Source organism: Glutamicibacter sp. AOP38-B1-38 (assembly GCF_052377485.1).
GTDB lineage: Bacteria > Actinomycetota > Actinomycetes > Actinomycetales > Micrococcaceae > Glutamicibacter.
In genome coordinates, this window is record NZ_JBQSWU010000014.1 from 19,588 (window position 1) to 40,903 (window position 21,316).

19 protein-coding genes are annotated in these 21,316 nt (G+C 59.8%); 10 read left to right on the forward strand and 9 right to left on the reverse strand.

The window, feature by feature from the left end:
* Positions 1 to 111: 111 nt before the first annotated feature.
* The 4 genes from ACT3TP_RS09870 to ACT3TP_RS09885 all read right to left on the reverse strand — a co-directional run bounded on the left by ACT3TP_RS09870 (position 112) and on the right by ACT3TP_RS09885 (position 3,973).
* The gene (locus ACT3TP_RS09870) at positions 112 to 867 is read right to left on the reverse strand and encodes an iron ABC transporter ATP-binding protein (protein ID WP_096287987.1); all 756 of its coding nucleotides are present in this window, start codon (positions 865 to 867) and stop codon (positions 112 to 114) included.
* Positions 864 to 1,913 (reverse strand): iron chelate uptake ABC transporter family permease subunit, encoded by a 1,050-nt coding sequence (locus ACT3TP_RS09875; protein WP_096254015.1) that lies wholly within the window; start codon positions 1,911 to 1,913, stop codon positions 864 to 866. Before ACT3TP_RS09875 ends, ACT3TP_RS09870 begins: the two co-directional genes overlap by 4 nt.
* A 4-nt stretch (positions 1,914 to 1,917) precedes the next feature.
* The gene (locus ACT3TP_RS09880; protein ID WP_096254014.1) at positions 1,918 to 2,898 is read right to left on the reverse strand and encodes an ABC transporter permease; all 981 of its coding nucleotides are present in this window, start codon (positions 2,896 to 2,898) and stop codon (positions 1,918 to 1,920) included.
* 91 nt (positions 2,899 to 2,989) lie between these two features.
* A complete protein-coding gene (locus tag ACT3TP_RS09885; RefSeq protein ID WP_444620496.1) occupies positions 2,990 to 3,973 on the reverse strand; it encodes a siderophore ABC transporter substrate-binding protein in 984 nt (327 codons plus the stop codon).
* A gap of 330 nt (positions 3,974 to 4,303) precedes the next feature.
* On the opposite strand from ACT3TP_RS09885, the gene ACT3TP_RS09890 reads away from it, so the two are divergent.
* Complete coding sequence (locus tag ACT3TP_RS09890; protein WP_444620497.1) at positions 4,304 to 4,900, forward strand: GNAT family N-acetyltransferase; 597 nt, start codon at positions 4,304 to 4,306, stop codon at positions 4,898 to 4,900.
* Positions 4,901 to 5,057: 157 nt separating this feature from the next.
* On the opposite strand, the gene ACT3TP_RS09895 is transcribed toward ACT3TP_RS09890, so the two are convergent.
* From ACT3TP_RS09895 to ACT3TP_RS09905, 3 genes are all read right to left on the reverse strand, one after another.
* Positions 5,058 to 5,801 carry an aspartate/glutamate racemase family protein gene (locus ACT3TP_RS09895; RefSeq protein ID WP_444620498.1) on the reverse strand — a complete coding sequence of 248 codons (744 nt, stop codon included), beginning with the start codon at positions 5,799 to 5,801 and terminating at the stop codon, positions 5,058 to 5,060.
* 17 nt (positions 5,802 to 5,818) lie between these two features.
* Complete coding sequence (locus tag ACT3TP_RS09900; RefSeq protein ID WP_444620499.1) at positions 5,819 to 7,348, reverse strand: NCS1 family nucleobase:cation symporter-1; 1,530 nt, start codon at positions 7,346 to 7,348, stop codon at positions 5,819 to 5,821.
* A 164-nt stretch (positions 7,349 to 7,512) separates the two neighbouring features.
* Positions 7,513 to 7,638 (reverse strand): hypothetical protein, encoded by a 126-nt coding sequence (locus tag ACT3TP_RS09905; RefSeq protein WP_255248506.1) that lies wholly within the window; start codon positions 7,636 to 7,638, stop codon positions 7,513 to 7,515.
* Positions 7,639 to 8,132: 494 nt separating this feature from the next.
* Here ACT3TP_RS09905 and ACT3TP_RS09910 point away from each other — a divergent pair, with 494 nt between their 5' ends.
* The 9 genes from ACT3TP_RS09910 to ACT3TP_RS09950 all read left to right on the forward strand — a co-directional run bounded on the left by ACT3TP_RS09910 (position 8,133) and on the right by ACT3TP_RS09950 (position 19,452).
* A complete protein-coding gene (locus ACT3TP_RS09910; RefSeq protein WP_444620500.1) occupies positions 8,133 to 8,933 on the forward strand; it encodes a hydroxypyruvate isomerase family protein in 801 nt (266 codons plus the stop codon).
* Entirely contained in the window at positions 8,900 to 9,868 is a 969-nt protein-coding gene (locus tag ACT3TP_RS09915) for a 2-hydroxy-3-oxopropionate reductase (protein ID WP_444620501.1), read from the forward strand. The genes ACT3TP_RS09910 and ACT3TP_RS09915 overlap by 34 nt, the downstream gene beginning before the upstream one ends.
* A 262-nt stretch (positions 9,869 to 10,130) precedes the next feature.
* The gene (gene gcl, locus ACT3TP_RS09920; RefSeq protein ID WP_444620502.1) at positions 10,131 to 11,924 is read left to right on the forward strand and encodes a glyoxylate carboligase; all 1,794 of its coding nucleotides are present in this window, start codon (positions 10,131 to 10,133) and stop codon (positions 11,922 to 11,924) included.
* 140 nt (positions 11,925 to 12,064) lie between these two features.
* Positions 12,065 to 13,444 carry an allantoinase AllB gene (allB, locus tag ACT3TP_RS09925; protein WP_096287978.1) on the forward strand — a complete coding sequence of 460 codons (1,380 nt, stop codon included), beginning with the start codon at positions 12,065 to 12,067 and terminating at the stop codon, positions 13,442 to 13,444.
* A 283-nt stretch (positions 13,445 to 13,727) separates the two neighbouring features.
* Positions 13,728 to 14,045, forward strand: a complete 318-nt coding sequence (locus tag ACT3TP_RS09930; RefSeq protein ID WP_141393585.1) for a hypothetical protein — start codon at positions 13,728 to 13,730, stop codon at positions 14,043 to 14,045.
* A gap of 204 nt (positions 14,046 to 14,249) precedes the next feature.
* The gene (locus tag ACT3TP_RS09935; protein WP_444616235.1) at positions 14,250 to 14,672 is read left to right on the forward strand and encodes a hypothetical protein; all 423 of its coding nucleotides are present in this window, start codon (positions 14,250 to 14,252) and stop codon (positions 14,670 to 14,672) included.
* A gap of 602 nt (positions 14,673 to 15,274) precedes the next feature.
* Positions 15,275 to 17,452: a sigma-70 family RNA polymerase sigma factor gene (locus ACT3TP_RS09940; RefSeq protein ID WP_444620503.1), complete on the forward strand. Its 2,178-nt coding sequence runs from the start codon at positions 15,275 to 15,277 to the stop codon at positions 17,450 to 17,452.
* A 492-nt stretch (positions 17,453 to 17,944) separates the two neighbouring features.
* Entirely contained in the window at positions 17,945 to 18,568 is a 624-nt protein-coding gene (locus ACT3TP_RS09945; protein WP_444620504.1) for a cyclodeaminase/cyclohydrolase family protein, read from the forward strand.
* Positions 18,565 to 19,452, forward strand: coding sequence for a bifunctional 5,10-methylenetetrahydrofolate dehydrogenase/5,10-methenyltetrahydrofolate cyclohydrolase (locus ACT3TP_RS09950; protein WP_096287972.1), 888 nt, complete (start codon positions 18,565 to 18,567; stop codon positions 19,450 to 19,452). Before ACT3TP_RS09945 ends, ACT3TP_RS09950 begins: the two co-directional genes overlap by 4 nt.
* A 437-nt stretch (positions 19,453 to 19,889) precedes the next feature.
* Here ACT3TP_RS09950 and ACT3TP_RS09955 read toward each other — a convergent pair whose 3' ends face one another.
* The gene (locus tag ACT3TP_RS09955) at positions 19,890 to 20,759 is read right to left on the reverse strand and encodes a nucleotidyl transferase AbiEii/AbiGii toxin family protein (RefSeq protein WP_444620505.1); all 870 of its coding nucleotides are present in this window, start codon (positions 20,757 to 20,759) and stop codon (positions 19,890 to 19,892) included.
* Positions 20,756 to 21,292, reverse strand: a complete 537-nt coding sequence (locus ACT3TP_RS09960) for a type IV toxin-antitoxin system AbiEi family antitoxin domain-containing protein (protein WP_444620506.1) — start codon at positions 21,290 to 21,292, stop codon at positions 20,756 to 20,758. The genes ACT3TP_RS09955 and ACT3TP_RS09960 overlap by 4 nt, the downstream gene beginning before the upstream one ends.
* Positions 21,293 to 21,316: the final 24 nt, after the last annotated feature.

Below are 21,316 nucleotides of genomic sequence, written 5' to 3' on the forward strand. Positions count from 1 at the left end.
CGGCACGGTCGTCGCAAGATCCCAAAGGTTCAGGATATTGCAACTGTTAGAACCCGCCCAATTATGGTCCCGGAGTGAGTGCCGGCTGCTCGAATACTAAGTTCCGCGCGCTTAGTAGTACACCGCCAGCGGGCCGTTAGGCCCCGCGATCACCTGGACCGGGGTTTCGAAAACCTCGGACAGGATTTCGTCATTCATGATCCGTTCCGGCGAGCCGAACTGGACGACCTTGCCGTGCTTCATTGCGCAGATGTAGTCCGCGTAATGGCCGGCGAAGTTAATATCGTGCAGCACGATCACGATGGTGCGGTTCAGCTCCTGGGCGGCCCGCTTCAGGTGCTGCATCATCAGCACCGAATGCTTCATGTCCAGGTTGTTCAGCGGCTCGTCCAGCAGCACCGTTTCGGTGTCCTGCGCCAGCACCATGGCAACGTAGGCGCGCTGGCGCTGGCCTCCGGAGAGCTGGTCGAGGTAGCGGCCCTCCAGCTCGGAGAGGTCGAGGAAGTCGATGGACCGCGAGATGATCTCTTCATCCGCCGGCGTCAGCCGCCCCTTGGAGTGCGGGAAGCGCCCGAAGCCGACCAGCTGGCGGACGGTCAACCGGGTGACGAAGTGGTTCTCCTGGCGCAGGATCGATACGATCTTCGCCAGGTCCTTCGAGGCGGTGGAGGCCACGTCGTAGCCGGCCACCTCGATGCTGCCCGAATCGATGCCCAACAGGCGTCCGACCATGGTGAGCATAGTGGACTTTCCGGCCCCGTTGGGGCCCACCAGGGCGGTAATGCCGCCGGTCGGGATCTCGAGGGTGACCGGTCCGATGGCCACCTCGGAGCTGTACTTCTTATGCACTTCTTTGAGGGTAATCACAGCCGGCCCTTTCGCAGGATGAAGATCAGGAATGTCACGCCGCCCACGGCCTCGATGATGATGCCGACCACGCCTTGGGCGTAGAAGATATTTTTCATCACGAAGTAGGCGCCGGCGAGCACCACGAAGCCGGTCAGGAAGGCGATGGGGAAAATGAAGCGGTGGTCGTAGGTGTCCGCAAGCTGGTAGGCCAGGGTTGCCACCAGGAAGCCGAGGAAGGTCATCGGGCCGACCAGCGCGGTGGATACGGCCATCAGGATCGAGACGAAGAATAGCGTGCGCATCACCTCCGAGCGGTGGTTGATGCCAAGATTCATGGTGGTGTCGCGGCCGAGGGACACGATATTCATTTTCCGGGAATTCGAGATCAGGAAGAACCCGGCAATGAGGATCAGCGGGATGGCCACCGGCAGGTAGCTCATATCCGCATTGTTCATCGAGCCGAAGAGCTTCGCGGTCAGGATGTCGAACTCGCTCGGGGAGAGCATGCGCTGCATGAAGGTGGAGATCGACCCGAGGCCAGCGCCCAGGATGATGCCGATCAGCAGCATGATCTGGATATTGCCCAGCTTGCCGGACAGCAGCCAGCCGTAGAGCAGGCAGGCCAGGACCACCATGATCGCTACCTGCAAGGTGAACTGCCACAATCCCTGCAGGGCGACCACGCCGGCGGCGCCCATGAAGAACACCGAGGCGGTCTGCACCGCCACGTAGAGGGACTCGAAGCCCATAATGGATGGGGTGATGATGCGGTTGTTCGTGACCGTCTGGAATGATACCGTCGCAACCGCCTGGCAGAAGGCGACGATGGCCATGGTCAGGATATTGCTGGCGCGCATCTTCGCGATCAGCCAGAACCCGTCGGAGCCCACCGGCATCGGGTTATCCCAGGCCAGCAGGCCGAAGCTGAAACTCAGCGCCAAGGCCAGCATGATGGAGAAGATGATCCAGTAGCGGCTGCGGATCTTCTTCGTCGGCAGTGCGCCGGAGGCGCGGCCAAAGATCGGCGGCGAGGGAAGCTTGGGGGTGGTGCGTGGGGGAGTCATGAGCTTAGCCAAGTTTGCGCTGCCTCAGTAGCAGGGAAATGAAGACAACCGCGCCGAGCACGCCGAGGATCAAGGAGACCGGAATCTCGAAAGGCATGATGATGGTGCGGCCGATCAGGTCGCAGACGGTGGTGATGGCAATGCCCAGCAGACATACCCACGGCAGGTTGCTGCGCAGGTCATCTCCGCGGAACATGGACACGATATTCGGCACGATCAGTCCCAGGAAGGGAAGGTTGCCGATGACCACGGTGACAACACCGGTGGCAATCGCAATCAGGCCGGTGCCCAAAAGCATCACCTGGCGGTAGTTCAGCCCAACGTTCGTGGCGATTTCTTCGCCGAGCCCGGCCACGGTGAAACGGTCGGCCACGATGAAGATTGCGATGGCCACCAACGCCACGATCCACAGCACCTCGTACTGCCCGCGGATCACCGAGGTGAAGGAACCGGCAAACCAGATGCCCAGGGATTGGAGCATGTCGGTCTGCAGGGCAATGAAGGAGGAGAAGGCGCCCACCACGGCGCCGAGCATGATCCCCACGATGGGCACCGTCAACGAGGCCTTCAGCGAGACTCGCTGCAGGAACAGGAAGAAGACCATGGTGCCGATGAAGGCGAAGACGATCGCCACGGTCATCTTGGCCAGCAGCGAGGCTTCGGGGTTGATGATCAGCACCGTCAGCAGTCCCAGCCCGGCCCATTCGGTGGTGCCGGTGGTGGTTGGTTCCACGAAGCGGTTCTGCGTGAGCAGCTGCATGACCAGCCCGCTCATGGCCATCGCGGCTCCGGCAAGGACCAGGGCGATGGTGCGCGGGATGCGGGTCACGGCGAACATCGCCGACCCGTCATCGGCGCCGAAGATGTCATAGACACCGGTGAACAGGGAGAAGCCCAAGAGGATGAGGACTCCGAGGATGCCAAGCATCAGCTTGGGTTCGAGGAGTCTGCCCTTGGGCTTGACCGCGGGGGTCGTAGTAGTCATGGTGCCGCCGTGAATTCGATGTGTGGTGGATACGACCTCGTGGCGGAGCCGGGTATCGGCTCCGCCACGAGGTCGCTATTCAGCGTTCTGGTTACTTGGCTTCCAGCGCATCTGCAAAATCATTGAAGAACTCGGTGTAGGTCTGGATACCTTCGTTGGTGTAGGTATCCGCGGGCATGACCACGACGTTTCCTTCCTTGGCAGCGGTGACGTTGGCCAGGGCTTCGGATTTCTTCAGCAGGTCTGCGGCCGGGGTGTAGCCGGCTTCCTCGCTGGCAACCGCGCCGTCGCGGTCAAGGACGAGAATCCAGTCGGGATTCGACTTGGCGATTGCCTCTACCGAGATATCGTCGCCCTCGTGATCGGTGGAGGAATCCTCGACCACTAGTGCCGGGGTGAGGCCTAGAATATCGAAGGCCGGGCCGACGCTGCGTCCGCTACCCGGAGCTGAGTAGTTGATCTCGCCGCCGGAGGTGATCAGGCCCATGACCGTCGCGTCCTTGTTGTACGCAGCCTTGGCGCGTGCAACTGCCTTGTCGAAGTCATCGGTCAGTGCCTTGGCCTCTGCCTGCTTGCCGAAGATTTCACCCAGTACGGTGGTTTGGCGCTTGAGCTCCGCGTCGAAGGCCTCGCCTTCGCGTGGGTCGAGGTTCACGATGGTGGCTTCGGGAGCCAGCTTGGAAAGCTTCTCTGCGTGCTGGGTGAATCGCTGGCCGTTGATAATCAGGTCCGGGGCTACCTCGACAATTGCTTCGAGGTTTGGTTCGCGGTGGCTGCCGAGGTCAACGACCTTTTCATCTTTGGCGTAGCTGATGGTGTCTGGCATCAGTGCTACGGCGCCGGCGGTGAGCTCGATGCCCCAGGCCTCAAGAGTTTCGAAGGTGCGGTTGTCGGTTGCGACCACTGACTTCGCCGGAGTATTGATGGTGTGTTCGCCGTTGTTATCGGTGAAAGTCACCGTAGAGGTAGACGCTGGTGCGGACTCTGCCGGAGCTTCGGCGTTGGAGCCGCAAGCGGTCAGGGAGAGTGCTGCAACGCCCAGCAAAGCTGCGGCGCGAAGTTTCATGGAAGCCATGTCATCCTTCGGGACGGGCGACCGACATTGGTCGCGCAAATGAGTGATCTGATAATTAGCCTAGCCTAAGCTGACCTAAATCGAATAAGCCAGACTGTTGTTACTTAGCTCACTTAATTCATGCTTGCGCGTCGGAATATCCGATTTCATGAGTGATTTTCCGCGTTTAGTTAGGTGAGGCAAGCTATTCGTGCGGCGAATATAGCGCAGCGAAACATCGCTAAATTATTCTCGGTTGGGCCATAATGGTCGCGTTCGGGTGTTCATCTGCCGTCATGAACCGCACGCACCACGGCAGGCGGGCGCGAAGCGCCGAACTAGGATGCGAAGATGAGCGACTCTCTCGATCGAATCAACTGGCCCGTGACTACTCGGCGGCTCTTGCTGCGGCGGCTCGAAATTGCCGATGCCCAAGCGACGTGGGAATACCGGAAACTACCAGAGGTGCAACGCTGGATTACCTCGTGTGCCGATGATTTCCCGCAGTACCTGGAGCAGTTCATGGAAGCCAGGCGCTATGCCTGTGATGTCGCGGTTCAGCTGCTGGATGCGCAAGGCCGGCCGCAGTTGATCGGGACGGTCATGGTGAAGGTGAAAGATGGTTGGGGCCAGCGCGAGATCGAGGATGCGACCCGCGGCGTCGAAGCCGAGATCGGGTGGAGCTTGAACCCAGAATATGGTGGTCTTGGTTATGCCACCGAAGCGGTCTGTGGGGTCATCGACCTGTGTTTCGGGCAGTTGGGCCTACGCCGGGTCATTGCTGAATGCTTCGCCGCGAACGAGCCGTCGTGGCGGCTGATGGAGCGAATCGGCATGAGGCGTGAGGGATACAGCAAGCGCGATGCACTGCACCGCGATGGACAATGGCTGGACGGCATGGGCTACGCGCTTCTAGCCGAGGAGTGGCCTGCCCGGTTCGAATCCTGAACGCCCCTGAACATGAGCGAACCCTCCAACGCTTGCAGCGTTGGAGGGTTCTTGTCATCACTCGCACCTTCAAGAGGTACTTACGACTCTAAATGGGCACTCTGGGAATTGACTGGGTTATGCCTTGGGCTTTAGCGTGCAAACTGGGCGTCCAGTCTCAGACGGCTAGGCCACTTCTGCTGCGGCTGATCGGCCAGCCGGTAATGGTCTTCGGGCGAGGAGTTGCATAGGTGCGCACCTTTGAAGTGCTCAGGCCCAGGCGAACCAAGGACTCGGCAATGGTCACCGCGGCACGCACCCCATCAACAATTGGCACGCCGGTGGCCTCACTGACCTTCGCCTCCAATTCAGCCATGCCGCCGCAACCCAGGCAGATCACTTCCGCCTTATCAACCTGCACCGCCTGTCGCGATTGCTCCACGATGGCCGCAACGGCCCGTTCGGGATCGGATTCCAGCTCCAGGACTCCCAGGCCGCTGGCGCGCACCGAGGCCAGCCGGTCGGTGAGCCCGGCAAGCTTCAGTCGGTCCTCAATCAGCGGAACGGTCCGGTCCAGAGTAGTCACGACCGAGTACTTATGACCTAAAAATTGTGCGGTGGAGGCCGCGGCCTCGGTGATGTCAACGACCGGGACCTCCAGCAGCTCCTGCAGCCCTTCCCTCCCGTGCTCTCCGTAGCCGGCCTGGATGACCGCGTCGTAGGCTCCGGGATAATTGACGACCTTGTCCATCACGGCGATGGCGGCGAGGTAGCTTTCGAAGTTTCCCTCGCAGGAGTCTGCGCCGAAATCGGGAGTCAGCTCGATGATTTCGGTGCCCGGCGAGGCGACTTTGCGAGCCGATTCGCCGATCGCGTGAGTCATCGAGGCCGTGGTGTTCACATTGACAATGAGAATGCGCATGATCAGTTCCTTAGAAATCAGTGCTTCGGGGTGACCGCGATGGCTTCGCCGTCAATATCCGTCAGGTCGAGGCGGCGCTTGGCCAGGATCAGGTAGGTAACTGCCCCGGCTCCGGAGCCGAGGAACCACGCGAAGGGTCCGATAACGTGCAGTGCGGGCAGGAACGCCAGGAGCAAGGCAATGACCGAGCTGATGGCCAGGGCAGCCACAGCGCGGAAGTTAACTCCGCGAGTGAAGTAGTAGGTGCCCTCTGGATTGGTGCGGTAAAGGTCCAAGACGTTGATTCGTGCCCGGCGTACGAGCCAGTAGTCGGCCATGATGATGCCGAATAGCGGGCCGAGCAGGGCACCGAGCCCGCCGAGGAAGTAATTGATGATTTCCGGGGAGTTGTACAAGTTCCAAGGCAGGATCACCAAACCGATGAAGCCGGAAATCAGGGCGGCGGCCCGGAAGTTCAACCGCTTGGGGAAGAGGTTGGTCAGCGCGTAGGTCGGGACCACGAAGTTTGCCATCAGGTTCACCGCGATGGTCAGGATCAGCAGCGCACCGGAGGCCAGGACGAGCAGCAGCGTGTTGGGGATGGCCTCGACGACATCTGAAGGTGAGGTGATGATCGTGCCGTTTATGGAGAATTGGGTTCCGGTGAGCACCACCACGATGGCCCCGAAGAACAGCATGTTCAGTGGAATGCCGAAGAAGTTTCCGCGCACGATGGCGTTCTTCGAGGTGGCGCCACGGGTGAAGTCGCAGAAGTTCAAAACGAAAGTTCCGTAAATCGAAACCCACAAGGCAGCGGCTCCAAAGATGCCGACCCACATGTCCAGCCCGGACCTTGCTTCACCGGTGCTCATGGAGACGTTGAATCCCGATTCAAAGAGCATCCAGATGGCCAGTGCCAAGAAGGTGACGAGAATGACCGGGCCGGCAAAGGCCTCGTACTTGCGAATCATTTCCATTCCGTAGCTGACAATCACCAGCTGGATGGCCCAGAGGGAAACGAAGCAGATCCAGCCGAGGGTGTCGAGTCCCAGGAAGCTGGTCTGCTGCAAACCGACTGCGCTCGGTGCCAGTGCGATGACCATGACGCTCAGCACCTGGGATGCCAAGAATGTTTGAATCCCGAACCAGGCGATAGCCACGGCGCCACGCAACAGCGCCGGGATCTGCGCACCGTTGACGCCGAAGGCAATGCGGCTCATGACGGGGAACGACACACCGGTCTTCTCGCCCATGAAGCCCGAGAGGGTCAACAGGGCGAAGAGGAGAATTGCCCCGATGCCCAGGGCGGCGAGGATTTGCCAGCCGCTCATCCCCAGAGCGAACAGTCCGATGGCGAAAGCGTAGTTGCCCAGCGAGTGCACGTCGTTGGCCCAGAGGGTGAAGATGCTGTACGAGTTCCAGGTGCGCCCCGTGCGCGTAGTCGGCGCGAGGTCCTCGTTGTACAGGGTGGCGCTGAGCTCATGTGGGTTGGAAGGGTCAATGCGTTCGTTGTGCGATTGGGTGATGATCGTCGGCGCGGAGGTGGTCTCCGGAATTTGATGCCCCATGGTGAGGTCCTATTCTCAGGTGCGTGCTGAGGATCGAAGTCTGCTCTCGACGGTGAGAAGCGTTGGGGACAACGAATTATCGACAGCGCGCATGAATGAATCATGCTGGTCTATGCGTACGGAAGAAGCTGCGTGTACGTCCGCTGAGGGGACGAGATGACGCGTTACGGATAGATCGGCTGGCCGAAGTTCAAATAGAACTCGGTAGGTGTGCCCACCACGGGCTGGGCTTCGTGCTGCAGTCGCCAGGCTGGCTTTTCTGCGCGAATCCCTATGAGTTGTGTGCTCATGGCTGCTCCTGAGTTAGAGAAATTCACTCCGAGATGTGTGCCACATCGATTGTCCACCTACTTTATGCCGTGTGTCACATTACCGCAATAGAGAATCTCCATTTCACTGTGCGGAATTTTTCATGGCAGGTGTTGACTAGTTGACTTAGCTTAAGGCTGGTGCCGAGGAGATCGGCCGGACTTCGGCACTTCCCCTTTGCCCGGGGTCCGCGCAGGCGGATTGGCGGTGGAGCTGGCCGTCGAGGGGGTGGTGGCTGGATATGGCGACCGGCAGCTGCGAGGGCCTCCATCCAGCCGCCCGCTACCAAGGTTAACTGCGGAGGGGTTCCTGGTTGTCGGGAGGGGTGGATTCGCTCTTGGGTGCGCGTCTTGGGCGATTTGAGCAGGGGCGATCAAGGGTTGACAGTGATCCGGGTCTCGTCTTAGAGTTTTCGTAAAGCAAAACAAATATTCCATGAAGTGGAATCTTTGAATAGGTTTTGAAGGGAAATCCAGTGTCTTACACTCTGAACTGCTCGATTCTGCTCACCGAACTACCCATTAATCAGCGTGCCGAAGCAGCCAAGCAGGCGGGATTCGACAGCGTCGAATTCTGGTGGCCATTCGCCACCGCCGTGCCAAGCGACAAGCAGGTAGACGAGTTCATCGGCTCGATCAAGAGCGCGGGCGTGCAGCTGGACGGATTGAACTTCTTTGCCGGAGATATGCCCGCGGGGGACCGCGGACTAGTTTCGTGGATCGGGCGCAGCGCAGAGTTCCGTGAGAACGTGGACGTGGTCACCGCTATCGGCGAGGCCACCGGATGCAAATCCTTCAACGCCCTCTATGGAAATCGTCTTGCGGGCTCCACCGCGCAGGCTCAAGACGAGCTGGCCCTTGAAAACCTGTTAGTTGCCGCCGGGGGCATCGAACGCATCGAAGGCACTGTTCTGATCGAACCGGTGTCCGGCACCGAGGCCTACCCGCTGAAGAACGCGGCCGAGGCACTGGATGTGGTCAACAAGGTCAAGGATGCGGGCAAGAAAAATATTGCCCTGCTGGCCGACTTCTACCACCTGGCGGTCAACGGCGATGATGTCCCGCAGGTCATCGAAAACCACGCGGAAGAATTCGGCCACATCCAGATCGCCGACGCGCCTGGCCGTGGGGCACCGGGAACCGGTGACCTGCCCCTGCTTGCCTGGATCGAACGCTCCCGCCAGCTTGGATACACCGGCAAGGTAGCCCTGGAGTACAAGCAGGAGGCGCAAACCGCCTTCAAATGGCTAGCCACCGCCGGCGCCAACGCCTCCTAAACTTCCACTCGCCCCTCGTGCGGGCCGCCAAAACACTTTTGGAGAATCACATGTCACAGAATGTTGCATTTATCGGCTTGGGAATCATGGGACTGCCCATGGCTAAGAACTTCGTCACCGCAGGCTTCAACGTCACCGGTTTCAACCGCAGCGAAAAAGCCGCCACCGAGCTTGCGGCAGCCGGCGGCCACGCGGCAAACTCAATCGCCGAAGCGGTCAAGGACGCCGACGTCATCATCACCATGGTTCCGGACTCTCCGGATGTCGAAGCGGTCACCACCGGTGCAGAGGGCCTGTTTGCGCATGCGAAATCCGGGGCCATCTGGATCGATAATTCCTCCATCCGCCCCGACGTCGCGGTGAACCTTTCGAATGCGGCGCGCGAGGCCGGGCTGCGTCCACTGGACGCACCGGTATCCGGCGGCGAGCAGGGAGCCATCGACGCGGTGCTCTCCATTATGGTCGGCGGTGAACCGGCGGACTTCGCCGTTGCCAAGCCGGTGCTCGAAGCGGTCGGCAAAACCATCGTCCTGGTCGGTCCCTCCGGATCCGGGCAGACCGTCAAGGCCGCCAACCAGCTGATCGTCGCCGCAAATATCCAGGCGCTCAGCGAAGCGGTGGTCTTCCTCGAAGCCTATGGCGTTGACACCGATTCGGCATTGAAGGTGCTCGGCGGGGGACTTGCCGGCTCCAAGGTGCTAGAGCAGAAGGGCCAGAAGATCCTGGACCGTGAATTCGGACCGGGATTCCGGCTGGCACTGCACCACAAGGACATGGGCATCGTCACCTCGGCCGCCCGCGAAGCCGGCGTGGTGCTTCCGATGGGTTCGCTCGTCGCCCAGCTGGTGGGTTCCACCGTCGCCAGCGGCGACGGCGCGCTGGATCACTCGGGTCTTTTCCGCGGAGTGCAGCGCCTTTCGGGTCAAAGCCAGTAGGTTTCCCACTTAGCTCTTCCCCTCATTCTTCCTGTGGCGGGTCCAACGCCTGCCTTCGGCAGCCGGCCCACCTGCTGGCGAACAACTGTTTTCGCCAGCAGGTGGAGTCCTTCGTTCCAGTTCGAGTCCGGCTTCCGGTGCTCGGGGTGGGCGTGAAGTCGATTCACTTCGTCGGCCCGCCACAGGTCATCCCCTCATGATCTTGATTCTTCTTTCACCGCTCCGTTCGGGGCCGAACCATCGATAAGGATGTGTGATTTCAATGCCTAAGATGCGCGCAGTAGATGCCATCGTGCTGATCCTGGAAAAGGAAGGCTCCACCGAAGCGTTCGGCTTGCCCGGCGCGGCAATCAACCCGCTGTACTCGGCGATGAAACAGCATGGCGGAATCCGCCACACGCTGCACCGCCACGTCGAAGGCGCCTCGCATGCAGCGGATGGCTACTCGCGGGCCAGCGGCAAGATCGGCTTGTGCCTGGGCACCTCCGGACCGGCCGGCACCGACATGATCACCGGCCTGTATGCGGCCATCGCCGACTCGATCCCGATGCTGTGCATCACCGGCCAGGCGCCAACCCACGTATTGCACAAGGAAGACTTCCAGGCGGTGGATATTGAATCCATCGCGAAGCCGGTGACCAAATACGCCAGCACCGTGCTGGAGCCGGGGCTCGTTCCGGGAACCTTCGCCAAGGCTTTCCAGATCATGCGTTCGGGCCGCCCTGGTCCTGCGCTGATCGACTTGCCTATCAATGTGCAGATGGCCGAAATTGATTTTGACATCGATGCCTATGAGCCGTTGGCGCCCACCAAGCCGAAGGCAACCCGCGGCCAGGCCGAGAAGATCGTTGACCTGCTGCTGAGCGGCAAGCGTCCAATTATCGTTGCCGGCGGTGGCGTGATCAACGCCAACGCCAGCGATAGGCTCGTGCAGCTGGCCGAAGAGCTCAACATCCCGGTCTCGCCCACCCTGATGGGCTGGGGTGTCATCCCGGATGACCACCGTTTGCAGTCGGGCATGGTGGGCATCCAGACGCACACCAAATACGGCAACGAATCCTTCTTGGCCTCGGACGTGGTGCTCGGCATCGGAAACCGGTGGGCGAATCGGCACACCGGTGGCCTCGAAACCTACCGAGCCGGGCGCAAGTTCATCCACGTGGATATCGAGCCGACCCAGATCGGCCGCGTATTCGCGCCGGATCTGGGAATTACCTCGGATGCCGCGGCGGCGCTGGACTCGATTCTGGAGATCGTGCGCGAACGCAAGAGCGCTGGACTGATCCCCGACTATTCGCAGTGGGCTGGACAGTGCACCGCCCGCAAGGGCACGAACCACCGCAAGACCAACTTCGACAATATTCCGATCAAGCCGCAGCGCGTCTACCAGGAGATGAACGCGGTCTTCGGGGCGGACACCACCTACGTATCCACCATCGGGCTCAGCCAGATCGCCGGCGCGCAGATGCTGCACGTTTATGGGCCACGCAAGTGGATCAACGCCGGCCAGGCCGGCCCCTTGGGCTGGACCGGTCCGGCAGCCCTGGGCGTCGTGCGCGGCAAGCCAGGGGAAAAAGTTGTGGCACTGTCCGGGGACTACGATTTCCAGTTCATGATCGAAGAGCTGGCAGTGGGAGCACAGTTCAAGCTGCCGTACGTGCACGTGGTGGTCAACAACTCCTACCTTGGCCTGATCCGCCAATCGCAGCGTCCCTTCGAAATGGATTACCACGTCTCCTTGGGCTTCGATAACATCAACTCCCCGGAAACCGACGGTTACGGCGTGGACCACGTCAAGGTCGCCGAAGGGCTCGGATGCAAGGCCGTTCGGGTGAATGATCCGGCGAAGCTGGCCGAGGGATTCGCCGAGGCGAACTGTCTGGCCGACGAGCACCAGGTCCCCGTGGTGGTTGAGGTGATCTTGGAGAAGGTCACCAACATTTCCATGGGTGCGCAGCTGGATGCGGTTAATGAATTTGAAGATCTTGCACTGGAGATCGGGGATGCGCCTACCGCGCTGGTGCCCATGAAATCCGGTGCCGGTGTGAGTGCCTGAGGTCGGTCGTCGCTGCCACTGGCAACTCCACATGAATTGCGGGTGCGGTTATTTTCAGGATAGGAGATCATGGAAATAACCGCACCACGCACCACAGAATTTAGTCTCAAGCTTTAAACGTAACGAGTAGGGAACGACTCATGAGCATCAACGAAGCTGTTGAACGCGAAGCCAGCGGCACCACAGATCTGGGCTTCGATCTGGTTATCCGTGGCGAACGCATCTTGACTACCGCCGGCATGGCCGCCCGCGAAATCGGCGTCCGCGACGGAAAGATCGTGGCCATTGAGCCGCTGGGAAATAATCTGCAGGGCACACGCACCATCGAGGTCGGCGACGACGAGGTATTGCTCCCGGGGTTGGTGGATACCCATGTCCACGTCAACGAGCCGGGGCGCACCGAGTGGGAAGGCTTCGAGTCCGCCACCAAGGCCGCAGCGGCAGGCGGTGTCACCACGATCGTGGACATGCCGCTGAACTCCATCCCGCCCACGGTGAACCTCGAAGCGCTGGAAATCAAGCGCGAGGCTGCCAGCAAGAGCGCCTATGTCAATGTCGGCTTCTGGGGCGGCGCCATTCCGGGTAACAAGAAGGACCTGCGTCAGCTGCACGAAGCCGGCGTCTTCGGCTTCAAGTGCTTCCTGCTTCACTCCGGAGTCGACGAGTTCCCCTCGCTGACCGTCGACGAGATGGAAGAGGACATGGCAGAGCTTGCCTCCTTCGATTCGCTGATGATCGTGCACGCCGAGGACTCGGACATCATCGATAATTCGCCGAATCCTGTCGGCGGACAGTACGCCGGATTCCTGAACTCGCGTCCGCGTGATGCGGAGAATACCGCCATTGCGCGGGTCATCGAGCGCGCCCGCAAGACCGGGGTACGCGCCCACGTGCTGCACCTGTCCAGCTCGGATGCCCTGGAGATGATCCGCGAGGCCCGCGCCGAAGGCGTGAAGCTCACCGTGGAAACTTGTCCGCACTATCTGACGCTGCTCGCCGAGGACATCCCGGACGGCGCCACGGCCTTCAAATGCTGCCCGCCGATCCGCGAGAACGACAACCGCGAACTGCTGTGGAAGGGCCTGGAAGAAGGCATTATCGACTGCATCGTTTCGGACCACTCTCCGTCCACTGTCGATTTGAAGGACGTGGAGAATGGCGACTTCGGCGTCGCCTGGGGCGGCGTCGCCTCGCTGCAGCTGGGCCTGCCGCTGATCTGGTCCGAAGCCAAGGGGCGCGGGCTGAAGCTGGAGCAGGTGGTGCAATGGATGGGCGTGAATCCTTCCAAGCTTGCCGGGCTGAGCGCCAAGGGCGGCATCGAAACCGGCAAGGACGCGGATTTCGCGATCTTCGCTCCAGAGGACACCTTCGAGGTGGATGTGGCCAAGCTGCATCACAAGAACCCGATTTCCCCGTATCAGGGCAAGACCCTGAGTGGCGTGGTCCGCCGGTCGATCATCGCGGGGGCCGACGTGGACTTCCAGACTCCTGGCGGAAAGCTGATCCGCCGCGAGCACTAGGAACTGGCTTTTGCCGGACCCCTCTTCTGCCTTTGAACTGGCGGGAGAGGGGTTTTCTCGTGCCGGATCGCGCGCTGGCCTCCAGGCAAGGCCGCATCGTAGCCTCAACACCTCCAGATTCCAATGCTTCCGGGTACATTCACTGTTTAACTGCCCGGTGTTCGGCTCACCCATAACAAAGAGGTATCGATTGGACGAGGCACGCGCGAATTGAGCCTCCCAGCTCATAGACTGTGAGCCATATGGGGATAGAGCAGTCGTCACTTCGAGTACAGGAATGGTTATGAACGCGAATACTGCTACCTCGATAATGACCAAGAACGTCGATGACCTGGCTTTGGCCGAGGTGGTGCATGCTTCACTGGTCTTAGGCTCAATTGTCGTGGCTGTGCTCCTTGCTTTCGGGATCAAGACCTATGTCCATTGGCGGCGGCATCCCAAGACCTCCCAATCTTTCGAGCCATCGGCCGAAGAAGATGGCGCCAAGCAACCAGCACAGAGCTCGCGGCAACGTCCTGCACCGCGGATCGAAATACTGCCGACTCTCGGAGACCTGCGCGGAAGCGGACGGATGAAGCGCGGCCTCGAAGACTCAGGCTGAAGTCCCGGCGCAACGGCGTGGAGGGCCACGAACCACACGTGTGGAGGCGTGGCCAATTAAGCGGCATCTTGGCTGGAGGCAATTCGTAGATTCAATGGCGAGTCTGGGCGCTATCTAGCAGCGCCGCCGGACATCCCGAGTTCTGCGGACGGGATCAACCGCATTTCTCCGAGACATCCCGACACCGCACCGGAAGGTGAACGAGTGACTGCCCAGTTCCAGCCGCATCCGGCGTTTCAGCGATTCGTAGGCTGGGCCAACCCCAGCGCAAGGTTGCTGCTTGTTCGTGCGGCTCAGGGCACGGGAAGATTCTGGTTCGCCAACTCCTGGATCGGCGACGGGACAGGAGAGGTTCATGATTTCTCCGCCAAGTCGCACAGCGACTGCTCCGAGTTGCCGATGCTTGATCAGCAGCTGGCAGAAGATCCGAACCTCCGTGCCGCAGTCATTCTTTCTCCCGGGCACGCCGTGTGGCACTTGGCTCTGCATGCACCGGTTCAATTTGCAGAACAGCGAGATCTGTCGCTTAGCCTCGCTTGTGGGAACCGCACAGGAATTGGAGAGCAACAGCAATCGGAAAATGCGCCACCGGCGCAAGGTCCTCAACGAATGAGTAGTAGCCATTGATCGTGAAATGGGCTTTCTGTCATGAACAGATGGCATGAATTCCCTGGTGCATGACTAAGTCAGGCTGAGTGGCTAGGGGAGATTCAGCATAGCTTCGACTGGATTATTTTTCAGATCTTCCAGTTTGACAACCTGCCTAGACTCTAGAACTTGGGAGGCTGCCTGTTTCGACAAGAGGGGGTAAAAGTGGTGGGAAGCGCTACCGATGTGTTGATACAGAACAGTTACCGATGTCCCGATACAAAACAAAATTAAAAGAACTTGCCTAAACTCGCGTCATGATTCGGTGGTTGGGGACTCTTAACGTGTAGAGGCGATGAACCGGGTGCTTGGGGGACTCGAATTCACGCCGTTCGCGTGGGCGACTGAATGGCTTGCTGCTTGGGGCGCAAGCCGTTCAATCACTGGAGCAATAAAGAGCAACCACTGGTTGGGATCTGTTGAGATCCTGTGAATATCGGAACGGATGGTCTGTTTGGAGCCCCTTGGTCCTTCTTGGTGATAGGGTCTACAAATATTAACTGGATAAGTGCGAGGTTTTGAAAAATCCGCCGGGGTGAATTCGGTTAGTGGACGCATCGTTTTCGAAGTATGGGGACTTTATGGCAATTGATTCGGGAGCCGAAATTGCGGGGGCTAGCGATTCGGAACTGATTCAGGGCGCACGCGTTGGAAGCCGGGTGTGCCAAGAGCGGCTGTACCAGCGCCACAAGCAAGTTGCGCTGGCAGTTGCCTATCGGCATACCGATAATCCGTCTGAAGCAGAGGATATTGTGTCCGAAGCTTTTTTGAGAGTTTTCGCAAGCCTCAAGCATGGGTCCGGGCCGACCGAATTCTTCCGCGCGTATCTGTTGACCTCGGTTTCCAGGGAGGCCTTCTCTAGAAACAGAGCTGCGCGGCGTGAAGCCGACATCGATGAGATCGCAGAGTTCGCGAGTGAAACCCCGGATGCTGACGAAGTCATGCGGCGCGCCGAATCAGAGATCGTTATCCGCGCTTTCAAATCGCTGCCGGAGCGATGGCGTGCAGTTTTGTGGCATAACGAAGTCGATGGGCTTCCTCCCCGCGAGATCGCGACGATTCTTGGTATCACTCCCAACGCAGCGTCTGCGTTGGCCGTTAGAGCCCGTGAGGGGCTACGTGAGTCTTACCTTGCTGCCCACCTCAAAGAACATGCAGGCCTCGTTGCCGACTGCGCGTCTGCGCGCAAGCAGCTACCCGCGTTTATTCGAAATAACTTGAGTCCCAAGGCCACTCGATCCCTGAAGTCGCACCTTAAGAATTGCCCAGACTGTTCGCTTGTTTACGGCGAGCTTAAAAACATCGGCGCGCCCATGCGCAGCGTGGTGCTGCCATTGTTCGTTGGGGGAACCACTGTCTTAGGTATTTCAGCGTCAGGGGGACTGGCGCAACTCGGCGGCGGAATTACCGCCGCTACTGGTGGTTCCTCGGTTGCAGTATCGACTGCCGGTTCCGGGGCTGCAGCTGTGGTGACGGGAACCGTGAGTGCTTCGGCAGTTGCAGCTGGAGCGGGAGCTGGCCTAGCTGCGCTGGCGGTGGCCGCTTCAGCGGTCGGTATTTTGACGCCACTATTTGACGACCGTTCAACAGCACCCGTTGCATTGCCTCAGGAGCGGTCCGTTGAACAAGAGCCGGATAATGTAGATCCGATCGATGCGCCCTCCGCATTGGAGGACATCCTCATGGATCTCGTGTCATTTGAGTCCGCCACACCTGAATCGGAGGGCCGGGAGGGGCTGGACGACAGCCAAATGCGCTTGCCTCTGCAGAGTCCCGAGGGCCAGCGATCGGATCTCCCCGATAACGCCATTGCTGACTATCCTTTGAATTTGGGTAGTCCGGGCACTCCTACAATGCCTCCTGTAGAAGAAGCGTCCGATCTTCCGGCTTCTGCGCCTACGGTTGAACCGACGCCGGAGCCGACGGTGGAGCCTTCGCCGGAACCTACGGTCGAGCCTTCGCTGGAACCTACATCGGAACCAACGCCGGAGCCTTCGCCGGAACCTACGGTCGAGCCTTCGCTGGAACCTACATCGGAACCAACGCCAGTGCCTACGGTGGAGCCTTCACCGGAACCTACGGCGGAACCTTCGGTCGAGCCTTCGCTGGAACCTACATCGGAGCCAACGCCAGTGCCTACGGTTGAGTCGACGGTGGAGCCTTCGCCGGAACCTACGGCGGAACCTTCGGTCGAGCCTTCGCTTGTACCAACGCTTGATCCGACTGTGGGGCCTTCGCTGGAACCTACATCGGAACCAACGCTTGATCCGACTGTGGAGCCTTCGCTGGAACCTACATCGGAACCAACGCCAGTGCCGACGGTTGAGCCGACGGTGGAGCCTTCGCCGGAACTTACGGTGGACCCAACGGTCGAGCCGACACCGGATCCATCCGAAGAACCGGTTGATCCAGAAGAGCCCGAATCGACATCGAGTTTTGACGTGTCGGTGGAACGAGTTAGCGACCGCTTCTTACCGCAGTATGTTTTCACAGTCGTCCCCGGAGCTGTAGCGCCCGGAGAGACCTTTGAGTTCAGCATGAAGATGGACCGCCGCTACTGGGGTTGGGCTAGCTTCGGACAGAACTGCTCGTCGAGTTCACGGTACTCGCAGCAGATGAACGTTGAATGCGTGGTCTCCGAGGACAGCCCTGTAAAACTGACGATCACGGTTCTACATGGACGCGGCAAGCTGGGTGTCCTTGTCGCGCAACCCGGAGCACCTGGATCAGGGGTCGAATTCGCTGTCCCTCGGCAGTAGCACCGGGCGGACGGGTAGGAAGCGCGCATCCGCCGTAAGCGGGTGCGCGCTAACGAAATCCCCGACGAGCAGATATCGCTTTGCGCCCGGCTATTGATTGGCTGATGGGCTCACCGATTACCGGTACGACATCATAAATATCGACCAGACAGTTCACTGCTGCTCTCATATGTTCAGGGTTTGCGGATGGCTCACCGTATCCTTGCTAACTTTTCTTTTCCAGAGAGGATCAAAAACTCTTGACCTGCATTCGGAATGTGTTTTAGGCTTCAAGGTAACCTGATATACCAATTGGATACTAAATGAAGATTTTGTGCTGGGCCCCAAGGAGGCACTTGATTCGCGCGAAATCCAACGGTCTTGAGGCCATACGAATAACCGTCACAAATGGCCGGCGCTGCACTTGCTTGCGGCTCCGACCCAGACGCAAAATCTTCTCTCCGGTTGGCCTAGGGATCCACAGCCAAGCATTCTGAGCGAGGGTAAAACCCAATGATCTCCAATGAAACAATCACCAGCTACCTTGAACGGCTCGCTTCTAAGGCGCCTACTCCGGGGGGAGGTGCTGCCGCGGCCTTGCACGCCGCCCAGGGCGCCGCGCTGGTGTCCATGGTTGCCGAGTTTACCTCCGGACCGCGATTCCGAGAGGTCGAGGACAAAGCTCAGCCGATCGCCAAACACGCACGCGTACTGATGCGTTCGGCGCTGTTCGAGGCGCAGGAAGACGAACGATTGTTCGGGTCCTTAGGCGATGCATACAGGATGCCCAAGGAGGATGAAGAGCAACAGGCAGCGCGCACCGCGGCCATACAAAGCGCCACCATTGCCGCGGCCGCACCGTTGGTCTCAACCGTTGAATCCTCCGCGGTGGTCATTGAGCTCGCCCAGCGTTTGGTCGAGATCGGAAACCGATCGGTGATCAGCGATGTGGCTGCCGCCGCCGAAGCGGCGCGAGCCGCCCTGGGTACCGCGCTGGTGACGCTGGAAATGAATATTGCGGCAATACAGGAAGCCGAACAGCGCGAACGCTTGAGCCTCGTGGCCAGCCAAGCCGCCGACGCGATCGTGGCGGCAGAAGCACTCAGCGCGCAGGTCCGCTTGGTGGTGGCTGCATGACCGCGCAACGCCTCGCCGGACAGCCGGTGGCCGCAGCCATCCGTGAACGCACCGGCCAACTCGTTTCGCGGCTGGCGAGCGAAGGGATCACCGCCCGGGTGGCGGTGGTGCTCGCAACCGACAACGAGGCAACGTCCTGGTATGTGCGCTCCATTGAACGCGCCGCCGAACGGCTCGGAGTTCACTGCCAGGTGCTCGACTTGGCCACCGGCACCCAGTCGGAGATTGCCCAAGCGATCCGTGCCTTGAACGCAGACGAGAAGGTGTACGGCATCATTCTGCAGACGCCGCTGCCCGAATCGGTTGACCCGGCCTCCCTGGTGCAGCTGATTGACCCGGCCAAGGATATTGATGGAGCCAACCCGCTGAGCCTGGGCAGGCTCAGCGTGGGCCAGCCGGCCTTTGCGCCGGCTACGGCACGTTCGGTCATCGAAATCCTCGAACACTATCAAGTCCCACTCGCCGGAGAGCACGTTGCGGTGGTGGGCCGTTCCGCGGTGGTGGGCAAACCGCTCGCCCAGCTCTTGCTGCAGCGCGACGCAACGGTGAGCATCTGCCATTCTCGAACCACCAATCTCGCCGAGATTACCAGGGGCGCGGCGGTGACCGTTGTGGCGGTTGGCCGGGCGAACCTGCTCACCGGCAACGAGGTCAGCGATTCGTCGGTAGTCATCGATGTGGGCACCAATGTCACCGAGGATGGCCAGCTGGTAGGCGATGTTCACGCGGAGTCGGTGCAGCCACTGGTCCGGGCGATGAGCCCGGTGCCCGGGGGAGTAGGCACGGTAACCACCGCCCTGTTGATCCTGCACGCAACGCAGGCGGCGCTAGCCGCCCTTGAAAATGCCGCATCGAAAGGAGCTCCCATGGCCGGACGCAGGTAGCTGTTCGCCAGCGTTTAGGGCACAAGTGCAAGGCAAGCCAGCCCGCATGGTTGCTTAGGACGTTGAACCGGCAGGTACAAGGCAACAATAGTATCTTCACGGTGCGCGTTGGCCTGGATCCGGAGTGGGATCTGGCGCCGGCGCAGCGCTGGAAAAAATAGCCGCTGCATCATCGCTTGGAAGGCCGATGATGCAGCGGCTTTCTTTGTGTTCCAGAGATTTTTGCCGTTCGAGCGTTGGCGTGGCCTGCCCACCGCAAACGGCCCATGCCGTGTTGCGGGTGGTTCAGATCAACGGGCAGTGCAATTCGAAGGGCCGCCACCTTGTAAATGAGCCAGGTGTATGCGGTTGAATGAGCTCCACGTAGAACTGGGACAAATTGGACACCAAGTCTCGAAGTCTACTGCGGTAGTGAGAGAGCTTCGCATCATCACGGCTCAATGGTTGGGCCCAGTTGATGAAGAATGGGGGTTAGAAGTGGTAGATGGGGCGTGATCGATCTGGGCGATGAATTCGTTGACCCATTGAACGGCGGAGATGACATCAGCGGCTACGTTGAGTCCATTTGCTGCTTCGGCATAGAGGGATTCCCAGTCGGTTTCTTCAACCGCTACAGGTGGCCAAGGCGCTTTGCGGTAAGTGAAGAGTCGGACGCAGGTTGATCGTACTTGCGTGAGATCTAGTTGCTCTTGGGTGCCCAGCAGCTGAAGGTCTACGAGGTCCCGGGCTCGGTCACTTCCAGGAGCGGTAGATGCATGGATTTTCTGGGCGATTTGATGATCTGCTGGCATTACCGGCACAGGAGCTGGGGATGGTAAGCCGAGAGAAGTGAACATGTCGATAAGGTTCTCAGCAAGAACCAGTACGGGGTGTTCCGCGTCGCCGATTTCATTGTGGCCCAGTTCAAAGGGGACGGTGCACCATGCTTTACCCTTGTAGTCGAGCTTGACGTCGAAGGGTTTCATTACATAGAAAGCCGGGACTCCTGCGGGTTTCAGTTGCTTCTTTTCAACAAGACGTCCGGTGAAGCCCTCCCATCCTTCTAGGAGGCGATCTGCGAAATCATCGCGGAACTTTGCCAGTCCACTGGCCCGTGCGGCGTCGAGGTCACGCGTGAATCGTGTTCCAGTGCCATATCGCAATGCCATAGCACTTCCACCTTTTACGGATCCTCCGGGGAGCATTTGCCCGACAATGACCAGTGCCATGGAGGTGCGTCGCCGGGTGACTAAGCTTTCCTCACCTTCTAAGTTTCTAATGCGCTGGTTGAGCGCTGTGAGATTTGCGGGTGGGGTTGGATACTTCATACGGAAAGTCCCTTACGTACCTGGCGCCATTCTGCAGAGGTGAGAAGTCCTTCGGCGCGGGCCCTGGTCGCGGCGTCTCGTAGTCGTGATGCGGGTACTTGTCCGCGGCATTCAATGAGGGCTTCGGCAACCCGTTGCGCCGGAATCCCCTGATAGTGAGTCACTTTTGTGTCTACGGAAGCTCGAACGAGATTTATATAGCTAGGCATGGCTCGACGTACGCGATGGGTTGTACCAACTGTAATCTTTCGAGGGTTCACATCCGCCAGGCCCAGGAGGGCAAGGACAGTTTCTCCTCGCAGGTGGGAATCGACGCCCGCCCGTAAGGTGGCTTCCGCGAACTGATCGTGGTCAGTTGGTGGAATGTCGGTGACCCGGTAAAGGCGGTACCCGGTGTGTTCCAAACCGCCTCGGGCGGCAAGTTTTGGCAGCTCCACCGCCGGCACACCAGCGTCGGTGGCGCCGGTGACAGTGACGTAGCCATAGTTGTCGTAGGCGATCTCTCGCAAGATGTCTCTATAGCTTTGCTTCATGTCAATATTATACCGTTAACAGTA